Here is a 25,054-nt window from a genome sequence, read left to right on the forward strand (position 1 = left end):
AATATAAAAATATAGATGTTCGGGTCGCATAAATTAGGAGTGAGCTAAATGCTCACCCCAACATTTGACTTAGAACCACTTTATTTAAGTTCTCCTGCCTTTAGTTTACTATGCCAATCTTGTAAGAAAGGAATATCGTTCCCTTCAATTATTCCCGTTTCTGATGCAGCTTCCACAAGATAATCAAAGTTTGTTAATGAAACATACTTCACTCCTATTTCCTCAAAAGCCTGTTCTGCGTGAGGTAAATTATATGTATATACACATACGACACCAACAACTTCACAACCAGCGGCACGTAATGCTTCGACTGCAGTAATGGATGAACCGCCAGTAGAAATAATATCCTCCACTACAACAACCTTTTGACCAGGTTGAATTTTCCCTTCAATTTGATTACCTCGACCATGTTCCTTTGCTTTTGAACGAACATATACCATTGGCAACTCTAAAAGGTCTGAAACCCATGCTGCATGTGGAATCCCAGCAGTAGCTGTACCAGCAACAACTTCTGTTTCACCAAAATGTTTTTTTATGTTTTCTGCAAGACCTCGAGCAATTTGTTTACGTACAGAGACATCTGAAATGGTTAATCGTGTATCACAATAAATTGGTGATTTAATACCTGACGCCCATGTAAATAATTCTGTTGGATTTAATTCAACTGCTCCAACCTTTAACATACCTTTTGCAATTTCCTTTTGTACTGACATTTAGTTTCCCTCCCATAATGAACAAACTTCTTTATATGCAGCAAGTGGATCCCTCGAGCCCGTTATAGCTCGGCCAACAACGATAAGAGATGATCCATCCGCGCGAGCTCCATCTGGTGTCGCAATCCGTTTTTGATCATGAACATCTCCACCAGCTAAACGAATGCCAGGCGTTACACGTAAAAATTCTTCTCCACATTCGTTCGCAATCATTTTTGCTTCATGAACTGAACATACAACGCCATCAAGTTGTGCTTGTTTAGCTATTTTTGCGTAATGCAATACTGATTCTAATAGAGATAAATGAATTTGTTGTTCGCTTTTCATTTGTTCTTCCGTTGTGGAGGTAAGCTGGGTTACTGCAATTAATTTTGCTCTTTTTTTGCCAACTGGAGTACCTGCTTCCAAACCTTCCAATGCCGCTTCCATCATCTGAATACCTCCGGCAGCATGAACATTAACAAGATCTACTCCTAAATGAGCTAACCCTTTCATTGCCGATTTAACCGTATTCGGAATATCATGAAGCTTTAAATCTAGAAAAATATCATGGCCCTGTTCCTTCACTTTTCGAACAATGTCAGGGCCTTCCTGTAAATAAAGTTCCATCCCAATTTTAACGAACAACGGCTCTTGAAAGTGTTGCAAAAAATGAAATACTTCATGCTCTCCAGGAAAATCTAAAGCAATAATTGGTTTGTTATTCATTTATCGGTGGCTCCTTCCGATGATTTCTTTAATATGTTTCACACCAAGTTCTTCTAATTTAGCAGGTAATGCATCAATAATATTCGGGCACACAAATGGATCGACAAAGTTTGCTGTGCCAACTGCAACAGCAGAAGCTCCTGCCGACATAAAATCAATGACGTCTTGGGCACAAGAAACACCACCCATTCCAATTATCGGAATCGAAACCGCCTTGTACACATCGTATACCATACGAATGGCAATGGGTTTTACAGCAGGTCCAGATAGTCCGCCAGTTCCATTCGCAATGACCGGTTTCCCTGTTCGTTCATCGAGTCGCATACCAATTAACGTATTGATCATTGTAATACCGTCTGCCCCACCAGCTTCAACGGCTTTTGCAATTTCAACAATGTCTGTTACATTTGGTGAAAGTTTTACATAAACAGGTACAGTCGAAGCTGCTTTTACAGCTTCGACTAGTTCTCGGGCAACAACTGGATCTGTTCCGAAAGTTATCCCACCATGCTTTACATTTGGACAAGAAATATTTAGTTCTAAAGCTTTCACATTTGGAGCAGTTGATATTTTTTTTGCCACTTCTACATAGTCTTCCGTAGTTGTACCAGCAACGTTCGCAATAATCGGTACGTCAAAACGCTCTAGCCATGGAAGTTCATTTGCCATTACCTTTTCTAAACCTGGATTTTGTAATCCAATCGCATTTAGCATCCCAGCAGGTGTTTCAGCAACCCGTGGAGTCGGATTTCCTAAACGCGTTTCCACCGTAGTTGCTTTAATCATAATGGCTCCTAGTTTAGAGAGATCATATAGCCCACCATATTCTTTACCAAAACCAAAACAACCAGAAGCAGGCATGATTGGATTTTTTAATTCTAAACCTGGGAGTTGAATCGTTAAATGTCTCATAGTTGTACAACTCCTTTCGGGAATACCGGTCCATCTGAACATACTTTCACATAATCTTTATCCGCACTATCAGTCGTTTTACAAACACATGCAAAACAAGCACCTATACCACAACCCATCCGTTCTTCAAAGGAAAGATATCCTTGTTTATCCGGATAAAATTGTTCTAATGCTCTAAGCATCGGCATTGGACCACAAGCATAGAAAACATCAAATTCAGGTTTTAACTCCTCTAGTAAATCTGTTACAAAACCTTTCGTTCCCTTCGTTCCGTCCACTGTAACGAAATGGGTATCGCCTAAAGTTGAAAACTGTTCTTCATAAAAAGTCACTTCTTCCGTTGCAAAGCCGAAGACGTGGATCGTTCGAATACCTCGTGCATTTAACTGTTTAGATAGTTCATATAACGGTGGTACACCAATTCCACCACCAACTAGTAAAGCTGTTCCACCTTCTGGAGCTGTTTCCACGGAAAAACCATTACCTAAAGGACCGAGAACGTCAACTTCATCGCCAACTTGCCTTTGAGATAGGAGGTTTGTTCCTCTCCCTTCTGCACGATAGATGAGCGTTACTTCTCCTGTTTCTTTATCAATATTTGCAATACTTATAGGTCGTCGAAGAAGTGGCTCAAAGGTTTCTGACACTCGAATATGGACAAATTGTCCAGGATTCATGTCCTGAACAATTTGTCCTTGTAAAGTTAGTTCAAAAATATGATGAGCAATTTCACTTTGACGAACGACGATCATTCGCTCTTGTTGAATCATTAATGAAATACCTCCGCTTTTGGCATTTCTTCTGCCGTAAATGTCATCGATTCGATTACTTCTAACATAGCTTCAGCTGTATCTAAGGATGTTAAACATGCAACCCCATTTTCAACGGATTCACGTCGAATACGGAAGCCGTCACGAGCAGGTTGTTTCCCTTTTGTTAATGTATTCACTACTAGTTGAGCTTCACCGTTTTGAATGACATCTAACAATGTTTTTTCCTTAGAACCGATTTTTCCTACTACATCGACTTGAATACCAGCTTCTGCAAAACTGCGTGCAGTACCTTCAGTTGCCATAATTCGATAGCCAACTGTGTTAAAACGTTTAGCTAAGCCAATTGCCTCTTCTTTATCTTTATCGGAAACTGTAAATAAAACCGTTCCGTGGCTTTTAATTTCCATACCGGATGCTACAAAACCTTTATATAATGCTTTTTCAAAGGTAGCATCTTTCCCCATTACTTCCCCTGTTGATTTCATTTCAGGTCCTAACGTAATGTCTACACGGCGAAGTTTTGCAAAACTAAATACCGGTACTTTTACGAAAACGCCTTTTTGCTCTTTAGCAAGGCCAGTTGTATAACCCTGTTCTATTATCGATTGACCAAGAATTGCCTTAGTTGCAATGTTAGCCATCGGTATGTTTGTAATTTTACTTAAGAATGGTACAGTACGACTTGAACGTGGGTTTACTTCAATTACGTAAATTTCTCCTTTTGAAAGAACGTATTGAATGTTCATTAATCCTACAATGTTTAACCCTTTTGCTAATCGAGTCGTGTAATCAACTAAAGTAGCTTTTTGTTCTTCTGTTAATTTTTGCGGCGGATAAACCGAAATTGAATCACCAGAGTGAACCCCTGCTCGTTCAACGTGTTCCATAATACCTGGAATTAATACGTTCTCTCCATCGCAAATGGCATCTACTTCTAACTCTTGACCAGTTAAATAGCGGTCAACTAATACAGGATGATCCGGAGATGCTTCTACAGCATTTTCCATGTAATGCTTCAATTCCTGTTCATTATAAACAATTTCCATTGCACGCCCACCAAGTACGTAAGAAGGGCGAACTAAAACTGGGAAGCCAAGTTTTTTACCGATTTCTAGTGCTTCTTCTGTAGATACTGCCGTTTCCCCTGCTGGCTGTGGAATACCTAGTTCGTGTAAAGCTTGTTCAAATTTATCACGATTTTCCGCGCGATCAATCGCCTCTAAACTAGTACCTAAAATGTTCACACCATTTTCAGCTAGTTTATTTGCTAAGTTAATTGCCGTTTGACCACCAAATTGAACTACTACTCCAATTGGTTTTTCTAAATCAATAATATGCATAACATCTTCAATTGTTAGTGGTTCAAAGTACAGCTTATCTGAAATTGAAAAGTCTGTTGAAACTGTTTCAGGGTTCGAGTTAATAATAATCGCTTCATAACCTGCTTCTTGGATTGCCCATACGGAGTGTACAGTTGCATAGTCAAACTCAACCCCTTGACCGATTCGAATCGGACCAGAACCTAATACAACAACAGACGGTTTATCCGTTACGATTGATTCGTTTTCATCTTCATAAGTTCCGTAGAAGTATGGTGTTGTTGATTCAAATTCCGCTGCACAAGTATCCACCATTTTATAAACTGGAATGATTCCTTGTTCTTTTCTATATTCGTAAAGTTCCTTTTCCGTTGTTTGCCAAAGTTCCGCAATTTTCTTATCAGCAAAGCCCATACGTTTAGCTTGGCGTAAAACGACAGGATTATTTACGTTTTCTGTTAAAGTTGATTCCATTTGTATAATGTTTTGAAGTTTATTTAAGAACCATAAGTCAATTTGGGACCATTCATGGATTTGTTCAATCGTTACCCCACGACGAAGGGCTTCAGCTATGAAGAATAGACGTTCATCTCCAGCTTTACGTATACGTTTTTCAATCCAGTTATCCGAATTGTCGTCTGCATGTTTTAATTCGATATGGACTTGACCCGTTTCTAAAGAACGTACTGCTTTTAAAATCGCTTCTTCAAACGTACGTCCTAATGCCATTACTTCTCCAGTCGCCTTCATTTGCGTTCCTAAATTACGTTTTGCAGATTCAAATTTGTCAAAAGGCCAACGTGGAATTTTAGCTACGATATAGTCAAGGGCGGGTTCGAAGTCTGCGTAAGTTGAACCTGTTACAGGGTTAATAATTTCATCTAAAGTTAAACCTACTGCAATTTTAGCTGCGAGTTTCGCAATTGGATAACCCGTTGCTTTTGACGCTAATGCTGACGAACGAGATACCCTTGGATTTACTTCAATAACATAGTAATTAAAACTATTTGGATCAAGGGCTAATTGAACGTTACATCCACCTTCAATTTTTAGCGCACGAATAATGTCCAATGAAATGTTACGCAACATTTGATATTCGCGATCCGATAACGTTTGGGAAGGAGCCACAACGATGGAATCCCCTGTATGGATGCCCACTGGGTCGAAGTTCTCCATGTTACATACAACAATCGCATTATCGATAGAATCACGCATTACTTCGTATTCAATTTCTTTGTAACCAGCAATCGATTTTTCAAGTAAACATTGAGTTACTGGGCTATATTTTAAACCGCTCGTTACGATTTCCTCTAATTCTTGATCGTTATGACAAATACCTCCCCCTGTTCCTCCTAGGGTAAAGGCAGGGCGAACGATTACTGGGTAACCGATTTTTTCAACAAAGTTCTTTGCTTCCTGTAAGTTATGAATAATATCTGATTCCGGTACAGGTGCACCAAGCTCATACATTAAGTTACGGAATTGGTCTCGGTCTTCCGCTTTATGAATCGCATCAAGTTTTGTTCCTAAAATCTCGATTCCTAACTCATCTAAAATACCCGAGTTGTTTAATTCAATCGCCATATTTAACCCTGTTTGACCGCCAAGGGTAGGTAGGATGGCATCTGGACGTTCCTTACGTAAAATTCGAGAAACAAATTCTAAAGAGATTGGTTCAAGATAAACTTTGTCCGCAATTTGCGTATCCGTCATGATGGTTGCAGGGTTCGAATTAATTAAAATTACACGGTAGCCTTCCTCTTTTAATGAAAGACAAGCTTGTGTTCCTGCGTAGTCAAATTCTGCTGCTTGCCCAATAATGATAGGACCTGATCCGATTACTAAAATAGTTTCTATATCTGTACGTTTAGGCATGTTGTTTCTCCTTCCCTGCATAGGCTTCCATTAATTCAATAAACTCATCAAATAAATGATTTGAATCCTCTGGCCCCGGTGAGGCTTCTGGGTGATATTGTACGGTAAACACCGGATATTTTTTATGGCGTAACCCTTCTACTGTTCCATCATTTAAAGCGACATGGGTTACTTCTAAATCCGTTCCTTCTAAAGAATTTTCATCGATGGCATATCCGTGGTTTTGAGACGTTAACTCTGTACGTCCAGTACGTAAGTCTTTTACTGGGTGATTCGCTCCACGGTGTCCGAATGGTAATTTGAAACTTTTTGCACCACAAGCTAGAGCAAATAGTTGGTGACCTAAACAAATACCGAAAATTGGCACTTTTCCGATTAATCGACAGATTGTTTCAATCCCTTCCGTAACATCTGCTGGGTCCCCAGGTCCGTTAGAAAGCATAATTCCATCTGGATGCCAAGCTAAAATTTGTTCTGCGGACGTGTTATAAGGGACAACTAAAACGTCACAATCCCTTTTATTTAATTCACGTAAAATTCCATGTTTCATGCCGAAATCCATCAACACGACCCGTTTTCCTCTACCTGGACTTGGATATGCCGCTTTTGGTGACACTTCTTTCACATGGTTCGTCATAAGAGGCGTTGCTTTTAACGTATTCACAATTTCCTCTACATTTACGTCTTCATCTGCAGCAGTTAACATTGCTTTTACTGCACCTTTAGATCGGATAATGCGAGTTAATTTTCGTGTATCGATTCCTTCAATTCCAGGAATGTCCTGTGATAGTAAGTAATCGTTTAATGATAAATCACTACGGAAGTTGGAAGGTTCCTTTGCCAACTCTCTACAAACCATCCCTTTAATAGCCGGCGTAATTGATTCAAAGTCATCACGGTTAATTCCGTAGTTGCCGATTAATGGGTAAGTAAATGTAACGATTTGTCCATAGAACGACGGATCTGATAAAGTTTCTTGATATCCAGTCATCCCTGTCGTAAAAACCACTTCCCCTCGAGATGCTTTATCACTTCCGAAAGCTTCCCCATTAAAAACTGTTCCATCTTCTAAAATCAATAGTCGTTTTTTCATTATTTTGCCTCCTCATAGACGATGTTGCCTTCTACCATTGTTAATACTGGCCATCCTTTTGCAGTCCAACCGTTAAATGGCGTATTGCGCCCTTTTGATGCGAACTCTTCTGCGTTGATTGTTTGTTCTTTTTGCAAATCGATTAAAATCAAGTCAGCCGAACCACCTACTTCAATTTTTCCGTATGGAAGGTTAAAAATTTCAGCAGGTTTTACAGTCATCCAATCGATTAATTGTTTTAACGTCCATTTCCCCGTCTCTACAAATTGGGTATATAAAAGGGGAAAGGCTGTTTCAAAACCAACAATTCCAAAGGGTGCTCCTACCATCTCACAGCATTTTTCTTCAACTGTATGAGGTGCATGATCTGTAGCGATACAGTCAATTGTGCCATCAAGTAATGCTTGATGTAAGGAATCTTGATCATCCTTTGCTCGTAACGGTGGGTTCATTTTCCAATTCGCATCGTCACTCGGAATATCCATTTCTTCTAATAATAAATGATGAGGACAAACTTCAGCTGTCACTCGAATGCCAGCACGTTTTGCATCCCTTACAGCCCGCACAGATTCCTTTGTTGAAACGTGACATACATGATATCTTGCTCCAGCTGCTTCTGCTAAAAGGACATCGCGGGCAATTTGTACTGATTCACAGATGGAAGGAATCCCTGGTAAGCCAAGCTCTTTGTTGCGTTTTCCTTCGTGCATTACTCCGTCATAGATTAAGGAATTATCTTCACAGTGGGCAACAACTACCATGTCAAGCTTCGCTGCATCTTGCATTTGTTCATACATAGTAGAAGCGAGTTGTACACCGACTCCATCATCCGAAAAGGCTACGGCACCGTGGGCTTTTAATTCCGCTAAATTCGTTCTGGCATCGCCAGACTGGGCAACTGTTAAAGAACCGTAAGGAAGAACACGAACTTTTGCATTTTCTTTAATTAAGTGATTAATGAGTTCTAAATTTTCAACCGAATCGGGCACTGGTTTCGTATTCGGCATCGCACATATTGTCGTAAACCCACCCTTTGCAGCGGAGGCTGTACCTGTTTCGATTGTTTCTTTATGCTCAAATCCAGGTTCGCGTAAATGGACATGAACATCGACAAAGCCAGGCGCTAGCAGATGGCCATTTCCATCGATCACTTCAGCATTAATTGGTTGTTTTCCACCAATGGCTGAAATTTTTCCATTTTCAATCGTTATTGTTGTATCCACTAGTTCACTTTGGTCATTTAGCATTTTGATATTTTGTATAAATTTCGTCATGTTTATCTTCCTTTCAGAATCATTTCTAAAATCGCCATTCTCACATAAACGCCATTTCTTACTTGATCAAATATTCTAGAGCGATGACATTCGACTAATTCAGAAACAATTTCTACATCCCGATTAACAGGTGCCGGGTGCATAATGATTGCATTTTGCTTCATCTTCCCTTCCCGTTCAAAGGTCAAACCGTATTGCTCGTGGTAGCTTTCCTTTGAAAAGCTTTTATTGATTAAATGTCGTTCATGTTGAATTCGCAGTAGCATAATGACATCACTATCTTCTAAAAGGCCATCCCATGAGTGGTGGGCTTCAAATTCTCCTGCCCACTCCGGCGGACATAAAAACCGAACATTGACTCCTAACCGTTTTAAGGAGGTTGCGTTGGACCTTGCTACACGACTATGGGAAATATCACCGACAATCGTTACATTTAATCCTTCAAAGGATCCGAATTCCTTATAAATCGTATATAAATCTAATAGACTTTGAGAAGGATGTTGCCCTGCTCCGTCCCCTGCATTTATGACAGCCACTTCAATTCCTTCAAGTAATTCGTTGTAGTATTCATCTTCTTTTGCTCGTATAACAACAGCATCCAACCCAATCATCTCTAGCGTTTTCACAGTGTCATACATCGTTTCTCCCTTTAGAGCACTTGAAAAGCCTGCATCAAACGGAATGACCGTACATCCTACTTTTCTTTCAGCCATTTCAAAACTTGTTTTCGTTCTTGTACTTGGTTCGAAGAAAAGATTTGCTACGTTGTAAGATTTCGCTAATTTACTAGGCTCCCCTGCTTCAAATTGAGCTGCCCGTTCAATAATCGCCATAACATCTTCATTTGATAAATGTTCCATTGAAAGTAAATTTTTCATTGTCTTTTCCTCCAAATACACTTAATAAAAAGGCCTCGCAATCGTTTGCGAGGCTTAGGAGGTATGACAAGCTAAGGCTACGTTAAACAACGTACCTAGGTCTGTCTATTCCCCTTCTTTGCCTCTCTGGACAATTCATTAAAAGGTATCTTTATTCTTCTAAATTATTCACTTCTTTTTCTCTTCCCGGTAAAACAAGGTTTAATATAACCCCTACAATTGCAGCCAACGCCATCCCTTCAATGGCAAAGGATTCATTAAATCTTAGAGCCGCTCCTCCAATTCCTACTACTAAAATGACAGAGGCAATGACCATATTTCGGTTATTTCCGAAATCAATTTTGTTTTCAACAAGCATTCGTAACCCACTAGAAGCGATAATACCGAATAACAAAATGGAAATTCCACCAAGTACTGCTGTAGGAATCGTTTGTACTAATGCCATTGCTTTACCGAAGAAGGAGAACAGTATTGCTAATACCGCTGCACCTAAAATGACATACACGGAAAAGACTCTTGTTATTGCAAGCACACCAATGTTTTCACCATATGTCGTTTTCGGTGGACCGCCTAGAAAGGCACTAATAAATGTTCCTAATCCATCACCTAGTAAAGATCTATGCAAACCAGGTTCTTTTATATAATTTCGATTGACAACTTTACCTAAAACTAATTGGTGACCGATATGTTCTGAAATCGTTACAATAACAATTGGTACCATTGCAAGTAAAATCGGTGATGTAACATTGAAGTCATAATGTACACCTGGAATTAAGAAGTCTGGAACTTGAAAAAGTTTTGCATCTTTTACCGGTGTAAAGTCTACAATACCGATGATGGTTGAATATATGTAGCCAACGATTAACCCAAGGAGAATTGGCATCGTACTTAAAATATTTTTGAAATATACATTAAAGATAATCGCAGCGAATAAAGTAACCAAAGCTGCAGTAAAGTGTAGGAAACTATATTCTTCATTAACGTTCATCGCCATATCAACTGCTGTTCCTGCTAAACCAAGACCGATTACGATAATTACTGGCGCTACTACAATTGGTGGTAATAAACGCATGAGCCATTTATAACCTGTTTTCCAAATTAGCAGTGAAACGATTCCGTATACAATCCCAACCGCCATAGCTCCAATCATGGCATTACCCGGATGAACACTTTCTCCGTTTTCTATACCACCGGCTGCTATTAAAATCGGTGTAATGAAAGCAAAGGATGAACCTAAATAAGCTGGAACTTTAAATTGAGTTATTAATAAAAATACGATTGTTGCAATCCCGCTTGTTAGTAATGCAATGGAAGGACTTAACCCTACAAGTTGCGGTACTAAAATCGTTGATCCGAACATTGCAAACATATGTTGGAAACTAAGAGTAATAAGTTGTCCTGTTGTTGGTTTATCTTGGATGTCCAAAACTGCTTTTGACATGTTTATCCCCCACTGTCCTTTAATCTACTTTGTGTAGTGTTACATTATCTTCTCTATCAACCTCTGTTAAGCGAACGACGATTTTTTCTGAACTGGAAGTTGGAATGTTTTTCCCAACATAATCAGCTCGAATTGGTAATTCTCGGTGTCCTCTATCCACTAATACCGCAAGCTGAATTTGTGCAGGGCGTCCTAAATCCATAATCGCATCAAGGGCAGCTCGAACTGTCCGTCCTGTATAAAGCACATCATCAACAAGAACAATTTTTTGATTATTCACAACGTAGTCAATATCTACTTGTTGTACGAGGGCTTCCCCATTTTCATTTTTTGTCGATAAATCATCCCGATATAACGTAATGTCCAGTTCACCCGTCCGAATTGGTTTCCCTTCAATTTTTGTGATCTTTTCTGCAAGTCTTCGTGCTAAATAAGCACCACGTGTCTTAATACCAACTAAAATACATTCGTCGATTCCTTTGTTTCGTTCAATAATTTCGTGGGCAATTCTCGTCAATGCTCGATTCATTGAAGGTGCATCTAAAAGTTCTGTAATTTGTCCCATTTGAATTCCTCCTCCCATTCTTATTTCAAAAGCAGTATAAATAGCGTTCCATTTTCGTTAATGACTAAACAGAGAGTATACTTTAAGACATAAAAAAACCTCCTAAGCACCAGCTTAAGAGGTTGGATATACGTGTTGAAAAAACATGTTTGGACATTTTAATGGGTCAACAACATAGACACCATCGCCATTTTCCGTACTACGATTACAAGTCAATCAGTAGCAGTAAATGTCATCAAATTTCCATAACAATTCTACATGTACCTTCTCAGCCTCTCTGGACTGCCATTAAAGGTGAATATTTTATTTTTTAAGTTACTTTCCCATCACGGTGGGTTATTCACTGTTGTCAGTATAGACTTAAAACGACAGGAAGTCAACAAAGTTTATTAAATTAATTACATAATGTTAAGCTTCTTTTCGTAGTTGTTCTAATAATTCCACATAATCTTGAGGAAGAGGAACTTCAAATTCTAAATATTCCTCTGTTGTCGGATGAACGAATCCTAAAACACCTGCATGAAGAACTTGTCCTCCAAAATCAATCGTTTTCTTTGGTCCATACTTAGGGTCCCCAACTAATGGGTAACCAATATAGTTCATGTGGACACGAATTTGATGGGTACGTCCCGTCTCTAAACGACATTCCACTAAAGTAAACTTTCCGCTAATACGTTCCTTTACATGGAAATGGGTAACAGCATGCTTGCCATTATCGACAATTGCTTGTTTTTGACGATCTTTCGGATCACGTCCAATCGGTGCATCAATCGTTCCTTTATCATGGGCAATATGGCCATGTACTAACGCTGTATACTTTCTTGTTACAGTTTTATTAACAAGTTGTTCCACTAAAGAATGATGGGCATGATCGTTTTTAGCAACCATTAATAATCCAGAAGTATCTTTGTCAATTCGATGAACAATACCTGGTCTTAGAACACCATTAATACCTGATAAATCTTTACAATGGTACATTAAGCCATTTACTAAAGTACCTGTCATATGTCCTGGAGCTGGATGTACGACCATCCCTTTAGGTTTATTTACGACAAGTACATCTTGATCTTCATAAATAATTTCTAAATGTAAATTTTCCGGAATTACTTCTAACGGTTCCGCTTCCGGGACATCCACTTCAATGATGTCTCCTTCTTTTACTTTATATTTCGCTTTTACTTCTTCACCATTTACTTTAACAATTCCATCTCCAACCCAAGTTGCCACTTGTGTTCTCGACCAATCTTCTTGAATGGTTGATAGCGCTTTATCAATACGTTCTCCTGCATTGTTTTCGTCTATTGTAATTGTTACAACTGTCATTCTTTCACCTTTTTCTTTTCATCCCGCTCTTCTTTGAGCATTACTAAAATAAGCATAATAACTGAAATTGTTAACGCTGCATCAGCAATGTTAAATATTGGGAAATCATAATTAATAATTGGAATAAGGATATCAACAAAATCGACAACTTCACCACGGAACAGTCGATCGATAAAATTCCCTAATGCGCCACCTAATAAAATCATAAGGCTAATGGCAAATAAAGGCTTCCCCTTCGCCTGTTTATGGAAATAATAAATAACACCTGCGATAACAACGAGCGTTACGATGATAAAAATCCACATTTGACCTTGTAGCATACCCCATGCGGCTCCACGGTTTCGATGGGAAAGAATCGCAAACCATGGGTCCCAAACAGAAATACGTTCACCATACTCCATATTTTTCACGATTAACCATTTAGTCCATTGATCTAATAACACAACAATTGCAGCTAAACTATAGTATTTATACACAGTATTCCCCCGTTTGCCAATAATCTCTCCTATTCTAACATAAAACAAAAAGTAAATATAATTATTCCACAATTGTGTTTTTAAATGTAATTTCCTATCTATAATTGTCTAGGTAACCCAATGAAAAATCCTGACGAATAAAAAATATACCCTTCCATTCATTATACAAGGAGATACATTTTAAAAAAATTTCGTGATATTCGAATGAAGAAAAGGAAAATATTATTACAAGGGGCGATTTCAGAAGCTCTATTTGCACAAAAAAGACGACTATAAAATCAACATTTTAAAGTCGTCTTTTCTGTTTTCTCTATATGTCCCAATTCAATTCACAGACTCTGAATTTGATGATGCAACGTCTCCCTTATCGAACCTGGACCTTGAATCAGTTGTTTAAAATATCTTTCTATTTTACCACCCAAGCCAATCTTATATAAATTGATACCAAAAATTCTTTCACTCGACAGAATAGGCTGCAAATGAGTACCAACCGTTTCTGGATGCCCCAATTCAATCCCTTGAAGTTGCTGCTGTAATTCTTCCAACAGCGGGTCTGGACTTATTGCCATTTTTTCTCCCGCATCATTCAACCCATGTGGAGTGCGTTTCGCAGATCGTTTTAAAATGAAAAAATGAGGCAAGATAAGGTTTCTCTCTTGCCTCTATGCAATTTTTGGTGTAGCAAACCGATAATGAATAATCGGTGTACCGTCTTTTTTTACTTCAATTCGATTAATCAGTCGATGGAGAATATCCTCGGTTAATTCATCGAAATTTAGGAATTGAAGTAATTCCTTTTTGAGCTTTTCAATTGTTTCGATTACATCCTCGCTTTCCATCAATGAAAGAAGTTCAGTTTTCTGTTCCATTAATTCAGTTAAATCCTTGTTCGTTGCTTCAATACTCTCTTGATATTCTTCATTGGTAATGATTCCGTCAGCTAACAGGTTGATGAATTTCCTTTTTCGATTTTTTAAAACATCCATCTGTTTGTTAATCTTATTGATTTTCTTTTGAGAATCCGATTTTGTACTTTTCGATTTTCTCTCCATCTTCTTTATATATTGCTCTTTGTCAATTTGATGAATTAAGGATTTTATGTCATTTAGAATTGTTTCTTTTAAAAAATCCTCTTTTATTGTGTGGGCGGTACAAGCTTTTTTTCCATGACGCGCATAAGCCCCACAAATGTATCCGTCTCGATTGCTTCGGAACCACATACCTGTACCACAATCGGCACAAAAGAGGACATTAGTAAAAAGATGTATCTTGGGTGCTGTAATATATTTTCTTCTCTGCTCTAATTGATTTTGGACAGCATCAAACGTTTCCCTAGATATAATTGGCTCATGTGCATTTTTGATAATAAATTGTTCTTCTTTAGGAACGTTTTTTCTTCTTTTACTTGTTACACTTACTGTCGTTGTTCTTCCTTGAACAAGATCCCCAACGTAATGGGGATTTGTTAAGATGCATCTAATGGTAGAATCATGCCACTTATCTCCTGCGTTTGCTTTTCCAGCTATTTGAGCAGGAGTAGGAATTCCCTCGTTATATAGCCGTCTTGCAATACTTTGTCGTCCGTTTCCTTCCAAATATTCTTTGAAAATTCGTCTAACAATATTTGGTGTTTCATCATTACGGATATACAGTTTTCCATCTCTTACTTCATACCCATATGGAGGGTTTGATCCTTTAAAAAGTCCATTTTTTGCACGAGTTTTTAATGTCTCTTTCACACGATTACTCGTGTTTTGAGATTCTTGTTCATACATCCATGCATAAAGGCCAAACATATGGGTGTTACCTGTTAATGTATTGATTGCATTATCTAATGTAATGATGTGAATCCCTTGGTTTTCGCATAAGTTTTTGATTTTATAGGATAATTCTCCATTTCGGGCAAGGCGTGATAACTCTTTAGCAAGGATGATATCGAATTTTCTATCCTGAGCATCTTCAATAAGTTTTTGAAGTTCTTCTCGTTTTGCCGTCGTCCCGCTTTCAACGTCAATATAAAATTTGTAAATATCCCAACCTTTTTCCGCTATATAATTATAAAACAGTTCTTGCTGATATTTTAAGGAATCTTTTTGTTCTTCTTTATCGGTAGAAACACGAACATATACTGCACATCTCATTTTGAATCATACTCCTTCTCGTCTTTTTGAGATGTAGCAGTGTTTACCTTACTAGCATTATTGACGAGTTCTTCAATTTTATGATCAATAATTGAATTTATAACATCCATGAAGGTGAGCGAAGTATCTGCAAAAATTCGCTCAACGGTGTTTTCTGATCTATTCATGATTTATCGCTCTCCCTTTATAATATTTTCTATATAAAAAACCGCAGAATTACATAACCAACAATTTGAATGGTTACGTAACCTCTGCGGTTCTCGCTTTTTATTGGGTTACACTATTTATTTGACTTTGTACAAATATTCTTCAATGCGATGTTTATAGGTATTTCCCTTTCCATTGTAACGATTTCTACTATACTCAAATAAGAAATTAGTTAGCTGTGAATGTTCTTCTGTTGAAAGTTTTGATGGATGATTCACTCTTATATAGAGAAATCCCTTTAGATTTCCTTGGTTGTTAATCATTTTTCTTCTCCTTTTTTATTTGTATTTTCCGTTTTGCATAAAGCATTGTATCTTCGTTTTTTCATATTTGAAGAGGAAAAAGGAATTTTATAAAAAATATAACCGAAATAAAAAAATCTTAGATTAACCGATTTGTTCTGAAACATTATACTTATCGATTCAATGTATTTTAATAGGATTTTAAAATTCTTTAAGATATTTTGGATTAATCAATTGCTTAAATAGTTATAGGTCTCCAAGATTATCCTTTTAATAAAATGAGATAAATAGGTATAATGAAGATATATTAGATGCAGCAGGAGGAAGTTATATGATTACAGGGGAAATTAAAAATAAAGTAGATAAAATATGGGAAACGTTTTGGACAGGTGGAATTACAAACCCACTAACCGTTATCGAACAGTTTACTTATCTATTATTTATAAAAAGTTTGGATGAAACGGAAACAATAAAAGAAAAAGAAGCGGAAGTTCTAGGTATTCCATTTGAGGGTATCTTTCCAGAAGATAAACAGCATTTACGTTGGCATCGTTTTAAACAGCTCGGTTCACCGGAAGAAATGTATCGAGTTGTTTCTGATGAAGTTTTTCCTTTCATTAAAAACTTACATGGGAAAGATAATTCAGCATACTCCAAGTACATGGGAGATGCGATGTTTTTAATCCCAACAGCGAATATGTTGGCAAAAATTGTTGATGGAATTGACAATCTACCATTAGATGATCGGGATGTACAAGGGGATTTATACGAGTATCTACTCTCGAAACTATCAACGTCTGGTACAAATGGACAATTCCGTACGCCAAGACATATTATTGAAATGATGGTTGAACTCATGAAACCAACGCCAGAGGATATTATTATTGACCCTGCAATGGGGACGGCTGGATTTTTAGTAGCCGCAAGCGAATACTTACGTAAACATCACAATGATATGTTTCTTGTTCAAGGCTTAAAAGAACATTACCATAACACCATGTTCTACGGAAATGATATGGACCGGACGATGCTTCGTATTGGTGCCATGAACATGATGCTGCATGGTGTCGATAATCCAAATATTGACTATCGGGATTCCCTTTCTGAAATTAATAAAGATAAAGAAAAATATACGTTAGTGCTGGCTAATCCTCCATTTAAAGGATCATTAGATTATGAAGCGGTTTCGAACGATTTATTAAAAATTGCCAAAACTAAGAAAACCGAATTATTATTCTTATCCTTATTTATTCGAATTTTAAAACCGGGTGGTCGGGCTGCGGTCATTGTTCCAGATGGTGTGTTATTTGGAAGTTCAAAAGCACACAAAACGATACGAAAGGAAATCATTGACAATCATAAACTGGAAGCGATTATCTCTATGCCGAGCGGAGTGTTTAAACCGTATGCAGGAGTTTCAACGGCGATTATGATTTTCACAAAAACTGGTGCAGGTGGTACAGACAACGTATGGTTCTATGATATGAAAGCAGACGGATTTTCGCTAGACGACAAGCGTAACCCAGTTGAAGAGAATGATATACCGGACATTATTAAACGATTTAACAATTTAGAAGCAGAAAAAGAACGGAAACGGACAGAACAATCTTTCTTCGTACCTGTTGAAGAACTACGGGAAAATGACTATGACCTGTCAATTAATAAATATAAAGAGATTGAGTATGAAGAAGTGGAGTATGAGGATCCTTTACTTTTGATACAAAAAATTAAAAGTTATGAAAAAGAAATAATTAATGGGTTAGAAAATTTGGAGGAATTACTTAATGGTAAATAGAGTACTTCTTAAGGAAATCACAAAAATAACGACCGGAAGTTCTGCACCAAAAGAAAAATATTTTTCAAATAACGGGTTACCATTTATACGAGCAGGACACTTAGAAGCGTTAATAGAATCTAATAAAATTAATGAATTACCTAAGATAGATGAAGAAACTGGAAAAAAGTTAAAACTAAAGAAAGTCGGTAAAGGCACTATTCTTTTTGCTAAAAGTGGAATGAGTAGTAAGAAAAATAGAGTATATATATGTACGGATAATGCTTATATTGTTAGCCATTTGGCAGCTATTATTCCGAATTCTAACTTAGTAAACAATAGTTATTTAAAATACTATTTAGAATGGTACAAACCTAGTAGATTAATTATCGATGAATCTTATCCGAGTATTAGGACAACAGATATTGGTAATATTGAGATTAATTTACCCAGCTTGGAATCCCAACTAAGAATAGTAAAAATATTAGATCAAGTTAGAGCATTAATAAAAAAAAGAAAGGCCCAAATCGAAGCATTAGACCAATTAATGCAAAGTGTGTTTTTAGAGATGTTTGGGGATCCGATTACAAATCCCCAAAATTGGCCAATAAAAAAATTGGGTGACAATATTGAAATTACAGGTGGTTTTGCGTTTAAAAGTACTGAATTTGTTGAATCGGGAGTACCAGTTATTAAAATTGGAACCGTTAATAAAGGATATTTTGATTTAACTACACTTACCTTTGTTTCTAAGGTGATTGATAAATATGAGAAATACTTAGTATATCCAAGTGATTTATTAATAACGCTCACAGGAACTGTAGGAAAAGAGGATTATGGTAATGTTTGTATTGTTCCAAATGATTATGAATTTTATCTATTAAATCAACGCGTTGCAAAAATTAAACCTCTAAAAAATCTTAATGTTAAATATTTATTATATTGTTTTAAACAAGAAAAGTTTAAACGAAGAATCACAAAATTAAGTAGAGGGATACGACAAGCGAATATTTCTAATGATGATATAAAGAATTTAGTAATTTATCGGCAAACAATGAGGTTAACTGCACTTTCTGTTTTTTGAGTTTTTCAATTTTCTGTTCAACTTGGCTTAAACGGGTTGTATTATTTTTTGTATCAGATTCTAACTGCTTTATCACTCGGTCGATAAGGTTATCTAAATCCATTCGCTGTGCAAAACTCTTTATATCATTCAGGATTATTTCTTCTAGCTCTCTTTCTTTAATAAAATGGTCAGAACATGCCTTGCTGCCATATTTGTTAAAGTTTCCGCATACATATCCTTTACGGTTCTTTTTAAAATGCATCCCTCGGCCACAATCTGCACAGAAAAGGGTATTCGTAAAAAGATGAACCTCTGCTTGAGGACGAATTCTACTTCTTGAGATGATTAACTCCTGTACTGTATTAAACATTTCAATTAGTATAGAACCTATTAATATTAATATTTTCTTGAAAAGAGCAAGAGAGACTTGTTTAATTCAAGTCTCTCTTTTATTTGCTAATAATCATCCGAATAAGGACCTTTCATCAAAGGGATATGTTTTATGAATTTTTTCAATTCGATTCCAAAGTAATTTTCTATATCTCGTTTTAGATTTTGCTCTAATTGAATAAATTCCCTTACGATATAGTCTAAATCAAAAACATTGTACAAATCTTGCTCTGCCCAAATAGATTTCACTCTTGCTTTATTTGAAAATGGAATTAAAGACAGAATAGCACCATCTTCATAATCGTCATATTCAATCGTATAATAATGGAATTCTGGAGTATGTTCATCTGTGACTCTGTTTTTCCATTCGTATAATGCTTTATAGAATTCTAAAATAGCAAGTTCTGTTTCAAAGTATAATTCATTATTGATTTTTATTGTAAGTGTAGCTTCTACAGCTAATATGGTAGGAACATCACTTTTATCTCTATTCGAAATAATTCCTTTATCACTTACAAATTTGTATTCAAAAGTTATTTTACTGGAAATGCTGTCCATATCTTACCATCATATCCTATCACTATTCTTATTTTTGTTTCACCTTTTGTTCCAACTTTTTTTCCTAAGTTGACATCGAATCTAAATGATAACTTATCACTATCATTTATATCAAAACTAGAAACTTTCGCTTTTTGTAATGCTTCTTTAACCCATCCTCTAGCAGTAGATTGGCTACTTGTGTTAAATTTAGCATAATTTCTTTTATCACCTTTTAAGTGCTTATTCTTTACTGTGAATTTAGCAACGTTTTTAATTGCATTACTCAATGCGTATTTTCCAAAGGCACTAATCAATGCTTTCTTTCCATACTTTTTAATAGCCCATTTCGCACCTTGTTTTATTATTAAACCAAGAACTGGAATAGCTGAAGCCTGGGCATCAATAGTATTGATTTCAAAAAGCTCACCAGAGTTTCTATCAATTAAGTATGCTATGAAATCTTCACCTTCGATTTCTGTGAAAAACATGTCGTATGTTGTTTTTGTCACTTCTCCAGTTTCGGATATTTGTTCTTCGGTAACATACATTTCACCGGTATCAATATTAATGTAAAGTTCGGATTCAAATGACAAATCTCCTGTTTCTAACTCAGAGTTTACAGTTATCTCTTGTTTAGAGGATTCTTCAACTACCATTTCAAATGAGTCATTGTTAAGTCCTAATTCATTTGCGGTTACTTCATATACTGTTGTATCATCAGTACTTGAAACTTCCTCAACTTTTTCATTAAAATTCACATCAATTTGTTCTGCATTTTCTAAAACTTTCTCTAGATTCGAGGGAACTTCTGTTTCTTCTGCAAATGCAGATGGAGCAAATCCAGCAATACTACTGAACAAAAGTGTAGCAACTAATAGTTTAATCAAGTTCTTTTTCATTTAAAATCTCCTCTACCCTTTCTTTTTGTAATGTTAGAAAGCCTTCTCCAAAGTGTTCTTTTTCCCCTAGTTTCACAACATAATGGGAGAGTTTTTCTCTAATGGTATTAGCATTATAATTTGAATCGCTTTCATTCAAAATTGAAGCAATGACACCAGTTGCGTAAGCCGTAGCAAATGATGTTCCTGAAAATGTTGAGTATTCACCTTTGTTATCTGTAGATACAATCTCAACACCTGGAGCAGAATAATCAACTTTCCCTATACCGGAAAAAGGATCAAGTTTAAATTCTTCATCAAAAGAAGAGATGGATAGAACATTATTATATTGAGCTGGATAATCTATCGTTAGACCAAGAGTATTTCCTGCAGCCGCAGTGATGATAATTCCCTGTTCAATAGCTTTATCTATGGCGGATTTAAGTTCCACTTTGTCGCTTGAAAAACCGAAACTAATATTAATAATGTCAACTTCTTGTGCTATACTCCATTCAATACCTTCAATCACATCTTCAATTTTCCCTCGTCCTTTTTCATCAAGTACCTTTACGTCGTAAAGTATAACGTTCTTTAGAATACCGGTGGTCTCAATTCCTTTCGCAGCAATAATTCCAGCTACTGCAGTACCATGCCCGAATTCATCTTTAATTTTCTCGCCAGGAGTAATTGAGTTATATTCTTTGAAAGATAAGCCTTCAAATTCTTTGTGCGTCTTATTGATACCACTATCTAAGATTGCAATTTTTATAGGATCAGTATCCATCGTTGGATTCGATCCAACAAGATTAATAGCCCAATTGTCAATCTTCTGTTTTTTAATAGTTTTTACCTCATTGCCAACAATGTCTATGCTGTTATTTCTAACTACACTAATAGTCAGTATGATAATAAAAAGTACTAGCAAGAGGAATAATAGATACTTAATGTTTTTAATCATTTCCTCCAATACCTTCTAATATTAGACTTAATAATCTTGGAGTTACTGAAAAATATTAGAAAATCTCCCCCCTTTATTTAAATTTAAAAAACAGGGCAATATTATCGATTTATATAATACCAAATATTTGAAATTTTTGTCAACAAATAACAAATTGGAATATTTTATGTACTAAACTGTAATAAATTGTTTGGTATTCAGATGACCAAACCTCAGATTTCTTTGTTAATCCTTTCCTCGTGCCAAAGGATAATAGAGGGAAATTCGCAATATATTATTCCTAAGCATGTTGATAATGTCTATTTTCAAAAATAGATAGTTGATAATTACTGTGATTTGTGAGGAAAGTATGTATTTTTGTTTCTAATTATCTTAATTCTTCCTATGTAACGCAACAATATAAATTTCCGAGTTAAAATATAAACTTCCGATTCCGAGCCGGTTTTAGTTAAAAAATAAACTTCCGATTTCCGATATAAATCCAATAATTTCTCGGGTATTTTCCAATAGGGAGCCCGAGTTTTTTTATGCTTTTTCCAATATCTTTTCAATACAGTTCTGTTCTTAACCCATTGGTATTACTGGGTTTATCCAGCATCTCATCCAATAATAATTCAATACTTATCCAATGTTTTTATCTTAACTTTCTCTTAAGCCCCAAAATGAACTTGGACAGCTCTAGTTAGATATTTTATACTATTCATATCAAAGGAGCTGACATCATGAAACGTACAAGATATTCAAAAGAATTCAAAATACAAGTGGCAAATGAATCAATCGAAACGGGTAATGCTGCTCTAGTAGCACGTCGATATGAATTAAGCCCCAATATGGTAAATCGTTGGGTGAAAGAATATAAAGAAGGTAAATTCGATCAAGATGGCGTTCAAGGTGTTTCTACCCCTCTTGAAACAAAAAAGTTGTCTCAAGAAAACGATCAGTTAAAACGATTATTAGGCGAAAAAGATTTAGAAATTGCCATTTTGCGTGATCTTATAAAAAAGAAAAACCCTCACTTACTGAAAAACTTGAAGTAGCTGATGATTGGATTTCAAAAGGCTATCCCAAGAAAACCGTGCTGAAAATAATCGGAATAAAACGCTCAACCTACTATTACCGTAAGAACCATCGTGTTGAGGAAAAGCAAGTAAGTGAGGGTCGTCCAGCACCAGGATACTCAATCGCGAAGGACGGCAAGAAGATCTCGGATGAACAAATTAAAGAATGACTACTTGAAGAAGTAGCTGGTGATGGATACGCTTATGGCTACCGCAAATTGACCAAACAACTCCGACGAAAGCATAAACTTGTCATCAATAAGAAAAAAGTTTATCGGCTATGTAAAGAATTAAATATTCTGCGTCCACAGCGGCAAAAGAGAGCCTCTGTACCGAGGAGACTGGCAAGGAATCGAGTCATTACAGGGTCCAACCAACTTTGGGAAACGGATATTAAATACGGGTATATTGAAGGGGAGCAACGATTTTTCTTTGTCCTTTCTTATATTGATGTCTATGATCGAAGTATCATCGATTACCACATTGGTACAAGTTGCACAGGACAAAATGCCTTTGAGACCTTAAAAAGAGCCCTATGGAAACGACAGCAATATGATCAAAAAGAAAAGCCTGTGGTAAGATCTGACAATGGTCCACAGTTTATTTCCCATGCCTTTACACAAGGCTGTGAGAAGCTAGAAATCGAACACGAGAGAATTCCACCTAAAACTCCAAATATGAACGCACATATTGAGTCGTTTCATCGGATTTTAGAGGATGATTGTCTAAGCAGATATGAGTTTCAAACATATGAAGAAGTCCACCAAGTCGTTTCAGAGTTCATGAAATTTTACAATGAAGTTCGCATGCATGGAAGCATTCAAGACATGGCACCCATGGAGTTTTTTGAAAAAAACAAGCACATGGCCATAAAGATTAAGGAAATTCGTGTATAAGCACCAGCTTGATATGGAGAGGCGGGCATGATAGCCTTGTTTGGCGTTGCCAGCTTCGTGAATAGCTGGTCCCTGGCAGGGAAATGATGCCCGCAGAGGCTCCATGTCAAGCAATCTAGGGATACAAATGTAATGATGGCTAATGAACTGAATAGAAAAACTAAGGTTTTACGCGAATTAGTGAGATACTGTCCAATATTCGGGGGTTAATCCGCTTTTAACTCTTTTCTCCATTATCTTATCTCCAATATTCTGCTTTCCAATATCGGAAAATTCTATTTTAACTCTCGAAAAAAGTTGAAAAAAATGCGATAAAAAGCGGGAAAAAACGGTCATTTTTGATCCGGAAATTCGTCAAAATGGGGGTTCGGTCGGAAATTTCTATTTTAACTCGAACGGTGGAATGCGGGTTTGAGGGGGGTGGAATAGGAGATTTATTTTTTGAATACACAAAAATGAAAAAATGAGGCAAGATAAGGTTTCTCTCTATTCAATTTTTGGTGTGGCAAATCGATAATGAATAATCGGTGTACCGTCCTCTTTTACCTCGATTCGATTAGTCAGTCGATGAAGAATATCCCCAGTTAATTCATCGAAATTTAGGAATTGAAGTAATTCCTTTTTGAGCTTTTCAATCGTTTCAATTACATCTTCGCTTTCCATCAATGTAAGAAGTTCATTTTTCTGCTTCATTAGCTTCAGCCACTTCATAGAAAAAAGACTTCAAGTCATTAACTACTTCTGAATTCGGGATATACTTAACATCCTTTCTTTTTCCAATCCGTTTATATCCAAATATAGAAGAAGGAAATTGCTTCATTGTATCCTTTCTTCTACTGGAAATATTCTGGCCTTCGACTTGTGCAAAAATTCCATAGAGTGCTTCAATCGACAGTTTAGGAGAAAACGGTGGTTGTTTCGTTGATGTAAAAACCACCTTTATTCCGTATTTATAAAACTCTTTAACTATTGCAACGTATTCATAAAAATTTCGCGCTAAACGATCACGACTGTAAACGATGACAGTCTTTACTTTTTTCTGCTGTATTAGCATTCGGAGTTTTTGTAACCCTGAACGCTCCTCCATTGCTAATTTATTCGCTGAAACATTATCATCTTCTAACCAAATCACTTTTTGTGGATCAATATGATTATTATTAATGTAAGATTCAGCAAGTAGAATCTGCTTTTGAATGTCCTGCTGAGCTGTACTTACCCTGTTATAAACCGCGATAAAATCTTCATAGTATTTATTGGGTTCATAATATTGGTGTGATTCCATGAGAGTCTACTCCTTTTCTACAATTCTATTACTTTCGGCAAGTAGGAACCCCTTCATTTTAGGTTTTAAATCGAGCTGATCGATTAAAACTTTTTCAATTAGCCGTTTCATAAAAGGGGGATAGTGGAAAATTTATACTGAAATAAAAAAAGAAGAAATGCAACTGGGCATTTCCTCCATGTCTGAACTACAAATCGTACTAACAAGAATATTATCGTCTTTTATATCATGAATAATTCACATTATATGAACAATTTATAGGGAATATTTTG

25 protein-coding genes and 1 pseudogene are annotated in these 25,054 nt (G+C 36.5%); 4 read left to right on the forward strand and 22 right to left on the reverse strand.

The window, feature by feature from the left end:
- Nucleotides 1-80: 80 nt before the first annotated feature.
- The 16 genes from pyrE to ACH0B5_RS07710 form a co-directional block, all read right to left on the reverse strand.
- Nucleotides 81-713, reverse strand: coding sequence for an orotate phosphoribosyltransferase (gene pyrE / locus ACH0B5_RS07635; protein WP_122970299.1), 633 nt, complete (start codon nt 711-713; stop codon nt 81-83).
- On the reverse strand, nt 714-1,421 hold the full coding sequence (gene pyrF / locus ACH0B5_RS07640; RefSeq protein ID WP_122970298.1) for an orotidine-5'-phosphate decarboxylase: 708 nt from the start codon (nt 1,419-1,421) through the stop codon (nt 714-716). It abuts the gene before it with no gap.
- The gene (locus ACH0B5_RS07645) at nt 1,422-2,333 is read right to left on the reverse strand and encodes a dihydroorotate dehydrogenase (protein WP_122970297.1); all 912 of its coding nucleotides are present in this window, start codon (nt 2,331-2,333) and stop codon (nt 1,422-1,424) included.
- Nucleotides 2,330-3,103 carry a dihydroorotate dehydrogenase electron transfer subunit gene (locus ACH0B5_RS07650; RefSeq protein WP_341361861.1) on the reverse strand — a complete coding sequence of 258 codons (774 nt, stop codon included), beginning with the start codon at nt 3,101-3,103 and terminating at the stop codon, nt 2,330-2,332. The genes ACH0B5_RS07645 and ACH0B5_RS07650 overlap by 4 nt, the downstream gene beginning before the upstream one ends.
- Nucleotides 3,103-6,300 carry a carbamoyl-phosphate synthase large subunit gene (gene carB, locus ACH0B5_RS07655; protein WP_122970295.1) on the reverse strand — a complete coding sequence of 1,066 codons (3,198 nt, stop codon included), beginning with the start codon at nt 6,298-6,300 and terminating at the stop codon, nt 3,103-3,105. The genes ACH0B5_RS07650 and carB overlap by 1 nt, the downstream gene beginning before the upstream one ends.
- On the reverse strand, nt 6,293-7,393 hold the full coding sequence (locus tag ACH0B5_RS07660; protein WP_122970294.1) for a carbamoyl phosphate synthase small subunit: 1,101 nt from the start codon (nt 7,391-7,393) through the stop codon (nt 6,293-6,295). Before ACH0B5_RS07660 ends, carB begins: the two co-directional genes overlap by 8 nt.
- Nucleotides 7,393-8,667, reverse strand: a complete 1,275-nt coding sequence (locus ACH0B5_RS07665; RefSeq protein ID WP_406927657.1) for a dihydroorotase — start codon at nt 8,665-8,667, stop codon at nt 7,393-7,395. Before ACH0B5_RS07665 ends, ACH0B5_RS07660 begins: the two co-directional genes overlap by 1 nt.
- A gap of 2 nt (nt 8,668-8,669) precedes the next feature.
- Nucleotides 8,670-9,545, reverse strand: coding sequence for an aspartate carbamoyltransferase catalytic subunit (locus ACH0B5_RS07670; protein WP_122970292.1), 876 nt, complete (start codon nt 9,543-9,545; stop codon nt 8,670-8,672).
- A gap of 151 nt (nt 9,546-9,696) precedes the next feature.
- A complete protein-coding gene (locus tag ACH0B5_RS07675; protein ID WP_122970291.1) occupies nt 9,697-10,986 on the reverse strand; it encodes a solute carrier family 23 protein in 1,290 nt (429 codons plus the stop codon).
- A gap of 19 nt (nt 10,987-11,005) precedes the next feature.
- Entirely contained in the window at nt 11,006-11,551 is a 546-nt protein-coding gene (gene pyrR / locus ACH0B5_RS07680) for a bifunctional pyr operon transcriptional regulator/uracil phosphoribosyltransferase PyrR (RefSeq protein ID WP_122970290.1), read from the reverse strand.
- A gap of 408 nt (nt 11,552-11,959) precedes the next feature.
- On the reverse strand, nt 11,960-12,874 hold the full coding sequence (locus ACH0B5_RS07685; protein ID WP_122970289.1) for an RluA family pseudouridine synthase: 915 nt from the start codon (nt 12,872-12,874) through the stop codon (nt 11,960-11,962).
- Nucleotides 12,871-13,350: a signal peptidase II gene (gene lspA / locus ACH0B5_RS07690; protein ID WP_122970288.1), complete on the reverse strand. Its 480-nt coding sequence runs from the start codon at nt 13,348-13,350 to the stop codon at nt 12,871-12,873. The genes ACH0B5_RS07685 and lspA overlap by 4 nt, the downstream gene beginning before the upstream one ends.
- A gap of 329 nt (nt 13,351-13,679) precedes the next feature.
- A complete protein-coding gene (locus tag ACH0B5_RS07695) occupies nt 13,680-13,919 on the reverse strand; it encodes a hypothetical protein (RefSeq protein WP_406927658.1) in 240 nt (79 codons plus the stop codon).
- Between the two features lie 93 nt (nt 13,920-14,012).
- Nucleotides 14,013-15,491 (reverse strand): recombinase family protein, encoded by a 1,479-nt coding sequence (locus ACH0B5_RS07700; protein WP_406927659.1) that lies wholly within the window; start codon nt 15,489-15,491, stop codon nt 14,013-14,015.
- Complete coding sequence (locus tag ACH0B5_RS07705; RefSeq protein ID WP_162835916.1) at nt 15,488-15,658, reverse strand: hypothetical protein; 171 nt, start codon at nt 15,656-15,658, stop codon at nt 15,488-15,490. The genes ACH0B5_RS07700 and ACH0B5_RS07705 overlap by 4 nt, the downstream gene beginning before the upstream one ends.
- Nucleotides 15,659-15,775: 117 nt before the next feature.
- Nucleotides 15,776-15,961: a hypothetical protein gene (locus ACH0B5_RS07710; protein WP_406927660.1), complete on the reverse strand. Its 186-nt coding sequence runs from the start codon at nt 15,959-15,961 to the stop codon at nt 15,776-15,778.
- A gap of 310 nt (nt 15,962-16,271) precedes the next feature.
- Here ACH0B5_RS07710 and ACH0B5_RS07715 point away from each other — a divergent pair, with 310 nt between their 5' ends.
- Nucleotides 16,272-17,735, forward strand: a complete 1,464-nt coding sequence (locus ACH0B5_RS07715) for a type I restriction-modification system subunit M (RefSeq protein WP_406927661.1) — start codon at nt 16,272-16,274, stop codon at nt 17,733-17,735.
- Nucleotides 17,725-18,798: a restriction endonuclease subunit S gene (locus tag ACH0B5_RS07720; protein ID WP_406927662.1), complete on the forward strand. Its 1,074-nt coding sequence runs from the start codon at nt 17,725-17,727 to the stop codon at nt 18,796-18,798. Before ACH0B5_RS07715 ends, ACH0B5_RS07720 begins: the two co-directional genes overlap by 11 nt.
- Here ACH0B5_RS07720 and ACH0B5_RS07725 read toward each other — a convergent pair.
- From ACH0B5_RS07725 to ACH0B5_RS07740, 4 genes are all read right to left on the reverse strand, one after another.
- Nucleotides 18,728-19,150, reverse strand: a complete 423-nt coding sequence (locus ACH0B5_RS07725) for a recombinase zinc ribbon domain-containing protein (RefSeq protein WP_406927663.1) — start codon at nt 19,148-19,150, stop codon at nt 18,728-18,730. The two genes, ACH0B5_RS07720 and ACH0B5_RS07725, sit on opposite strands and share 71 nt — an antisense overlap.
- Nucleotides 19,151-19,236: 86 nt before the next feature.
- A complete protein-coding gene (locus ACH0B5_RS07730) occupies nt 19,237-19,728 on the reverse strand; it encodes a DUF7878 domain-containing protein (protein WP_141603098.1) in 492 nt (163 codons plus the stop codon).
- A complete protein-coding gene (locus ACH0B5_RS07735) occupies nt 19,704-20,609 on the reverse strand; it encodes an SAR2788 family putative toxin (RefSeq protein WP_341361598.1) in 906 nt (301 codons plus the stop codon). Before ACH0B5_RS07735 ends, ACH0B5_RS07730 begins: the two co-directional genes overlap by 25 nt.
- The gene (locus ACH0B5_RS07740; RefSeq protein WP_341361597.1) at nt 20,590-21,546 is read right to left on the reverse strand and encodes a S8 family peptidase; all 957 of its coding nucleotides are present in this window, start codon (nt 21,544-21,546) and stop codon (nt 20,590-20,592) included. The genes ACH0B5_RS07735 and ACH0B5_RS07740 overlap by 20 nt, the downstream gene beginning before the upstream one ends.
- Before the next feature lie 722 nt (nt 21,547-22,268).
- On the opposite strand from ACH0B5_RS07740, the gene ACH0B5_RS07745 reads away from it, so the two are divergent.
- The gene (locus ACH0B5_RS07745; protein WP_044748962.1) at nt 22,269-22,583 is read left to right on the forward strand and encodes a transposase; all 315 of its coding nucleotides are present in this window, start codon (nt 22,269-22,271) and stop codon (nt 22,581-22,583) included.
- Between the two features lie 218 nt (nt 22,584-22,801).
- A pseudogene (locus ACH0B5_RS07750) lies at nt 22,802-23,500 on the forward strand (IS3 family transposase); the annotation flags it as partial.
- Nucleotides 23,501-23,986: 486 nt separating this feature from the next.
- Here ACH0B5_RS07750 and ACH0B5_RS07755 read toward each other — a convergent pair.
- Nucleotides 23,987-24,193 carry a hypothetical protein gene (locus tag ACH0B5_RS07755; protein WP_341361596.1) on the reverse strand — a complete coding sequence of 69 codons (207 nt, stop codon included), beginning with the start codon at nt 24,191-24,193 and terminating at the stop codon, nt 23,987-23,989.
- A complete protein-coding gene (locus ACH0B5_RS07760; RefSeq protein WP_406927664.1) occupies nt 24,177-24,782 on the reverse strand; it encodes a recombinase family protein in 606 nt (201 codons plus the stop codon). Before ACH0B5_RS07760 ends, ACH0B5_RS07755 begins: the two co-directional genes overlap by 17 nt.
- Between the last annotated feature and the right edge of the window lie 272 nt (nt 24,783-25,054).

Origin of the sequence: Ureibacillus sp. 179-F W5.1 NHS (genome assembly GCF_045369345.1) — a bacterium.
GTDB classification, from domain to species: domain Bacteria; phylum Bacillota; class Bacilli; order Bacillales_A; family Planococcaceae; genus Ureibacillus; species Ureibacillus halotolerans.

Coding starts and splice junctions, on each gene's coding strand:
- pyrE (WP_122970299.1), bottom strand. CDS start 713: ATGTCAGTACAAAAGGAAATTGCAAAAGGTATGTTAAAGGTTGGAGCA.
- pyrF (WP_122970298.1), bottom strand. CDS start 1,421: ATGAATAACAAACCAATTATTGCTTTAGATTTTCCTGGAGAGCATGAA.
- ACH0B5_RS07645 (WP_122970297.1), bottom strand. CDS start 2,333: ATGAGACATTTAACGATTCAACTCCCAGGTTTAGAATTAAAAAATCCA.
- ACH0B5_RS07650 (WP_341361861.1), bottom strand. CDS start 3,103: ATGATTCAACAAGAGCGAATGATCGTCGTTCGTCAAAGTGAAATTGCT.
- carB (WP_122970295.1), bottom strand. CDS start 6,300: ATGCCTAAACGTACAGATATAGAAACTATTTTAGTAATCGGATCAGGT.
- ACH0B5_RS07660 (WP_122970294.1), bottom strand. CDS start 7,393: ATGAAAAAACGACTATTGATTTTAGAAGATGGAACAGTTTTTAATGGG.
- ACH0B5_RS07665 (WP_406927657.1), bottom strand. CDS start 8,667: ATGACGAAATTTATACAAAATATCAAAATGCTAAATGACCAAAGTGAA.
- ACH0B5_RS07670 (WP_122970292.1), bottom strand. CDS start 9,545: ATGAAAAATTTACTTTCAATGGAACATTTATCAAATGAAGATGTTATG.
- ACH0B5_RS07675 (WP_122970291.1), bottom strand. CDS start 10,986: ATGTCAAAAGCAGTTTTGGACATCCAAGATAAACCAACAACAGGACAA.
- pyrR (WP_122970290.1), bottom strand. CDS start 11,551: ATGGGACAAATTACAGAACTTTTAGATGCACCTTCAATGAATCGAGCA.
- ACH0B5_RS07685 (WP_122970289.1), bottom strand. CDS start 12,874: ATGACAGTTGTAACAATTACAATAGACGAAAACAATGCAGGAGAACGT.
- ACH0B5_RS07695 (WP_406927658.1), bottom strand. CDS start 13,919: ATGGCAATAAGTCCAGACCCGCTGTTGGAAGAATTACAGCAGCAACTT.
- ACH0B5_RS07700 (WP_406927659.1), bottom strand. CDS start 15,491: ATGAGATGTGCAGTATATGTTCGTGTTTCTACCGATAAAGAAGAACAA.
- ACH0B5_RS07705 (WP_162835916.1), bottom strand. CDS start 15,658: ATGAATAGATCAGAAAACACCGTTGAGCGAATTTTTGCAGATACTTCG.
- ACH0B5_RS07710 (WP_406927660.1), bottom strand. CDS start 15,961: ATGATTAACAACCAAGGAAATCTAAAGGGATTTCTCTATATAAGAGTG.
- ACH0B5_RS07715 (WP_406927661.1), top strand. CDS start 16,272: ATGATTACAGGGGAAATTAAAAATAAAGTAGATAAAATATGGGAAACG.
- ACH0B5_RS07720 (WP_406927662.1), top strand. CDS start 17,725: ATGGTAAATAGAGTACTTCTTAAGGAAATCACAAAAATAACGACCGGA.
- ACH0B5_RS07725 (WP_406927663.1), bottom strand. CDS start 19,150: ATGTTTAATACAGTACAGGAGTTAATCATCTCAAGAAGTAGAATTCGT.
- ACH0B5_RS07730 (WP_141603098.1), bottom strand. CDS start 19,728: ATGGACAGCATTTCCAGTAAAATAACTTTTGAATACAAATTTGTAAGT.
- ACH0B5_RS07735 (WP_341361598.1), bottom strand. CDS start 20,609: ATGAAAAAGAACTTGATTAAACTATTAGTTGCTACACTTTTGTTCAGT.
- ACH0B5_RS07740 (WP_341361597.1), bottom strand. CDS start 21,546: ATGATTAAAAACATTAAGTATCTATTATTCCTCTTGCTAGTACTTTTT.
- ACH0B5_RS07745 (WP_044748962.1), top strand. CDS start 22,269: ATGAAACGTACAAGATATTCAAAAGAATTCAAAATACAAGTGGCAAAT.
- ACH0B5_RS07755 (WP_341361596.1), bottom strand. CDS start 24,193: ATGAAGCAGAAAAATGAACTTCTTACATTGATGGAAAGCGAAGATGTA.
- ACH0B5_RS07760 (WP_406927664.1), bottom strand. CDS start 24,782: ATGGAATCACACCAATATTATGAACCCAATAAATACTATGAAGATTTT.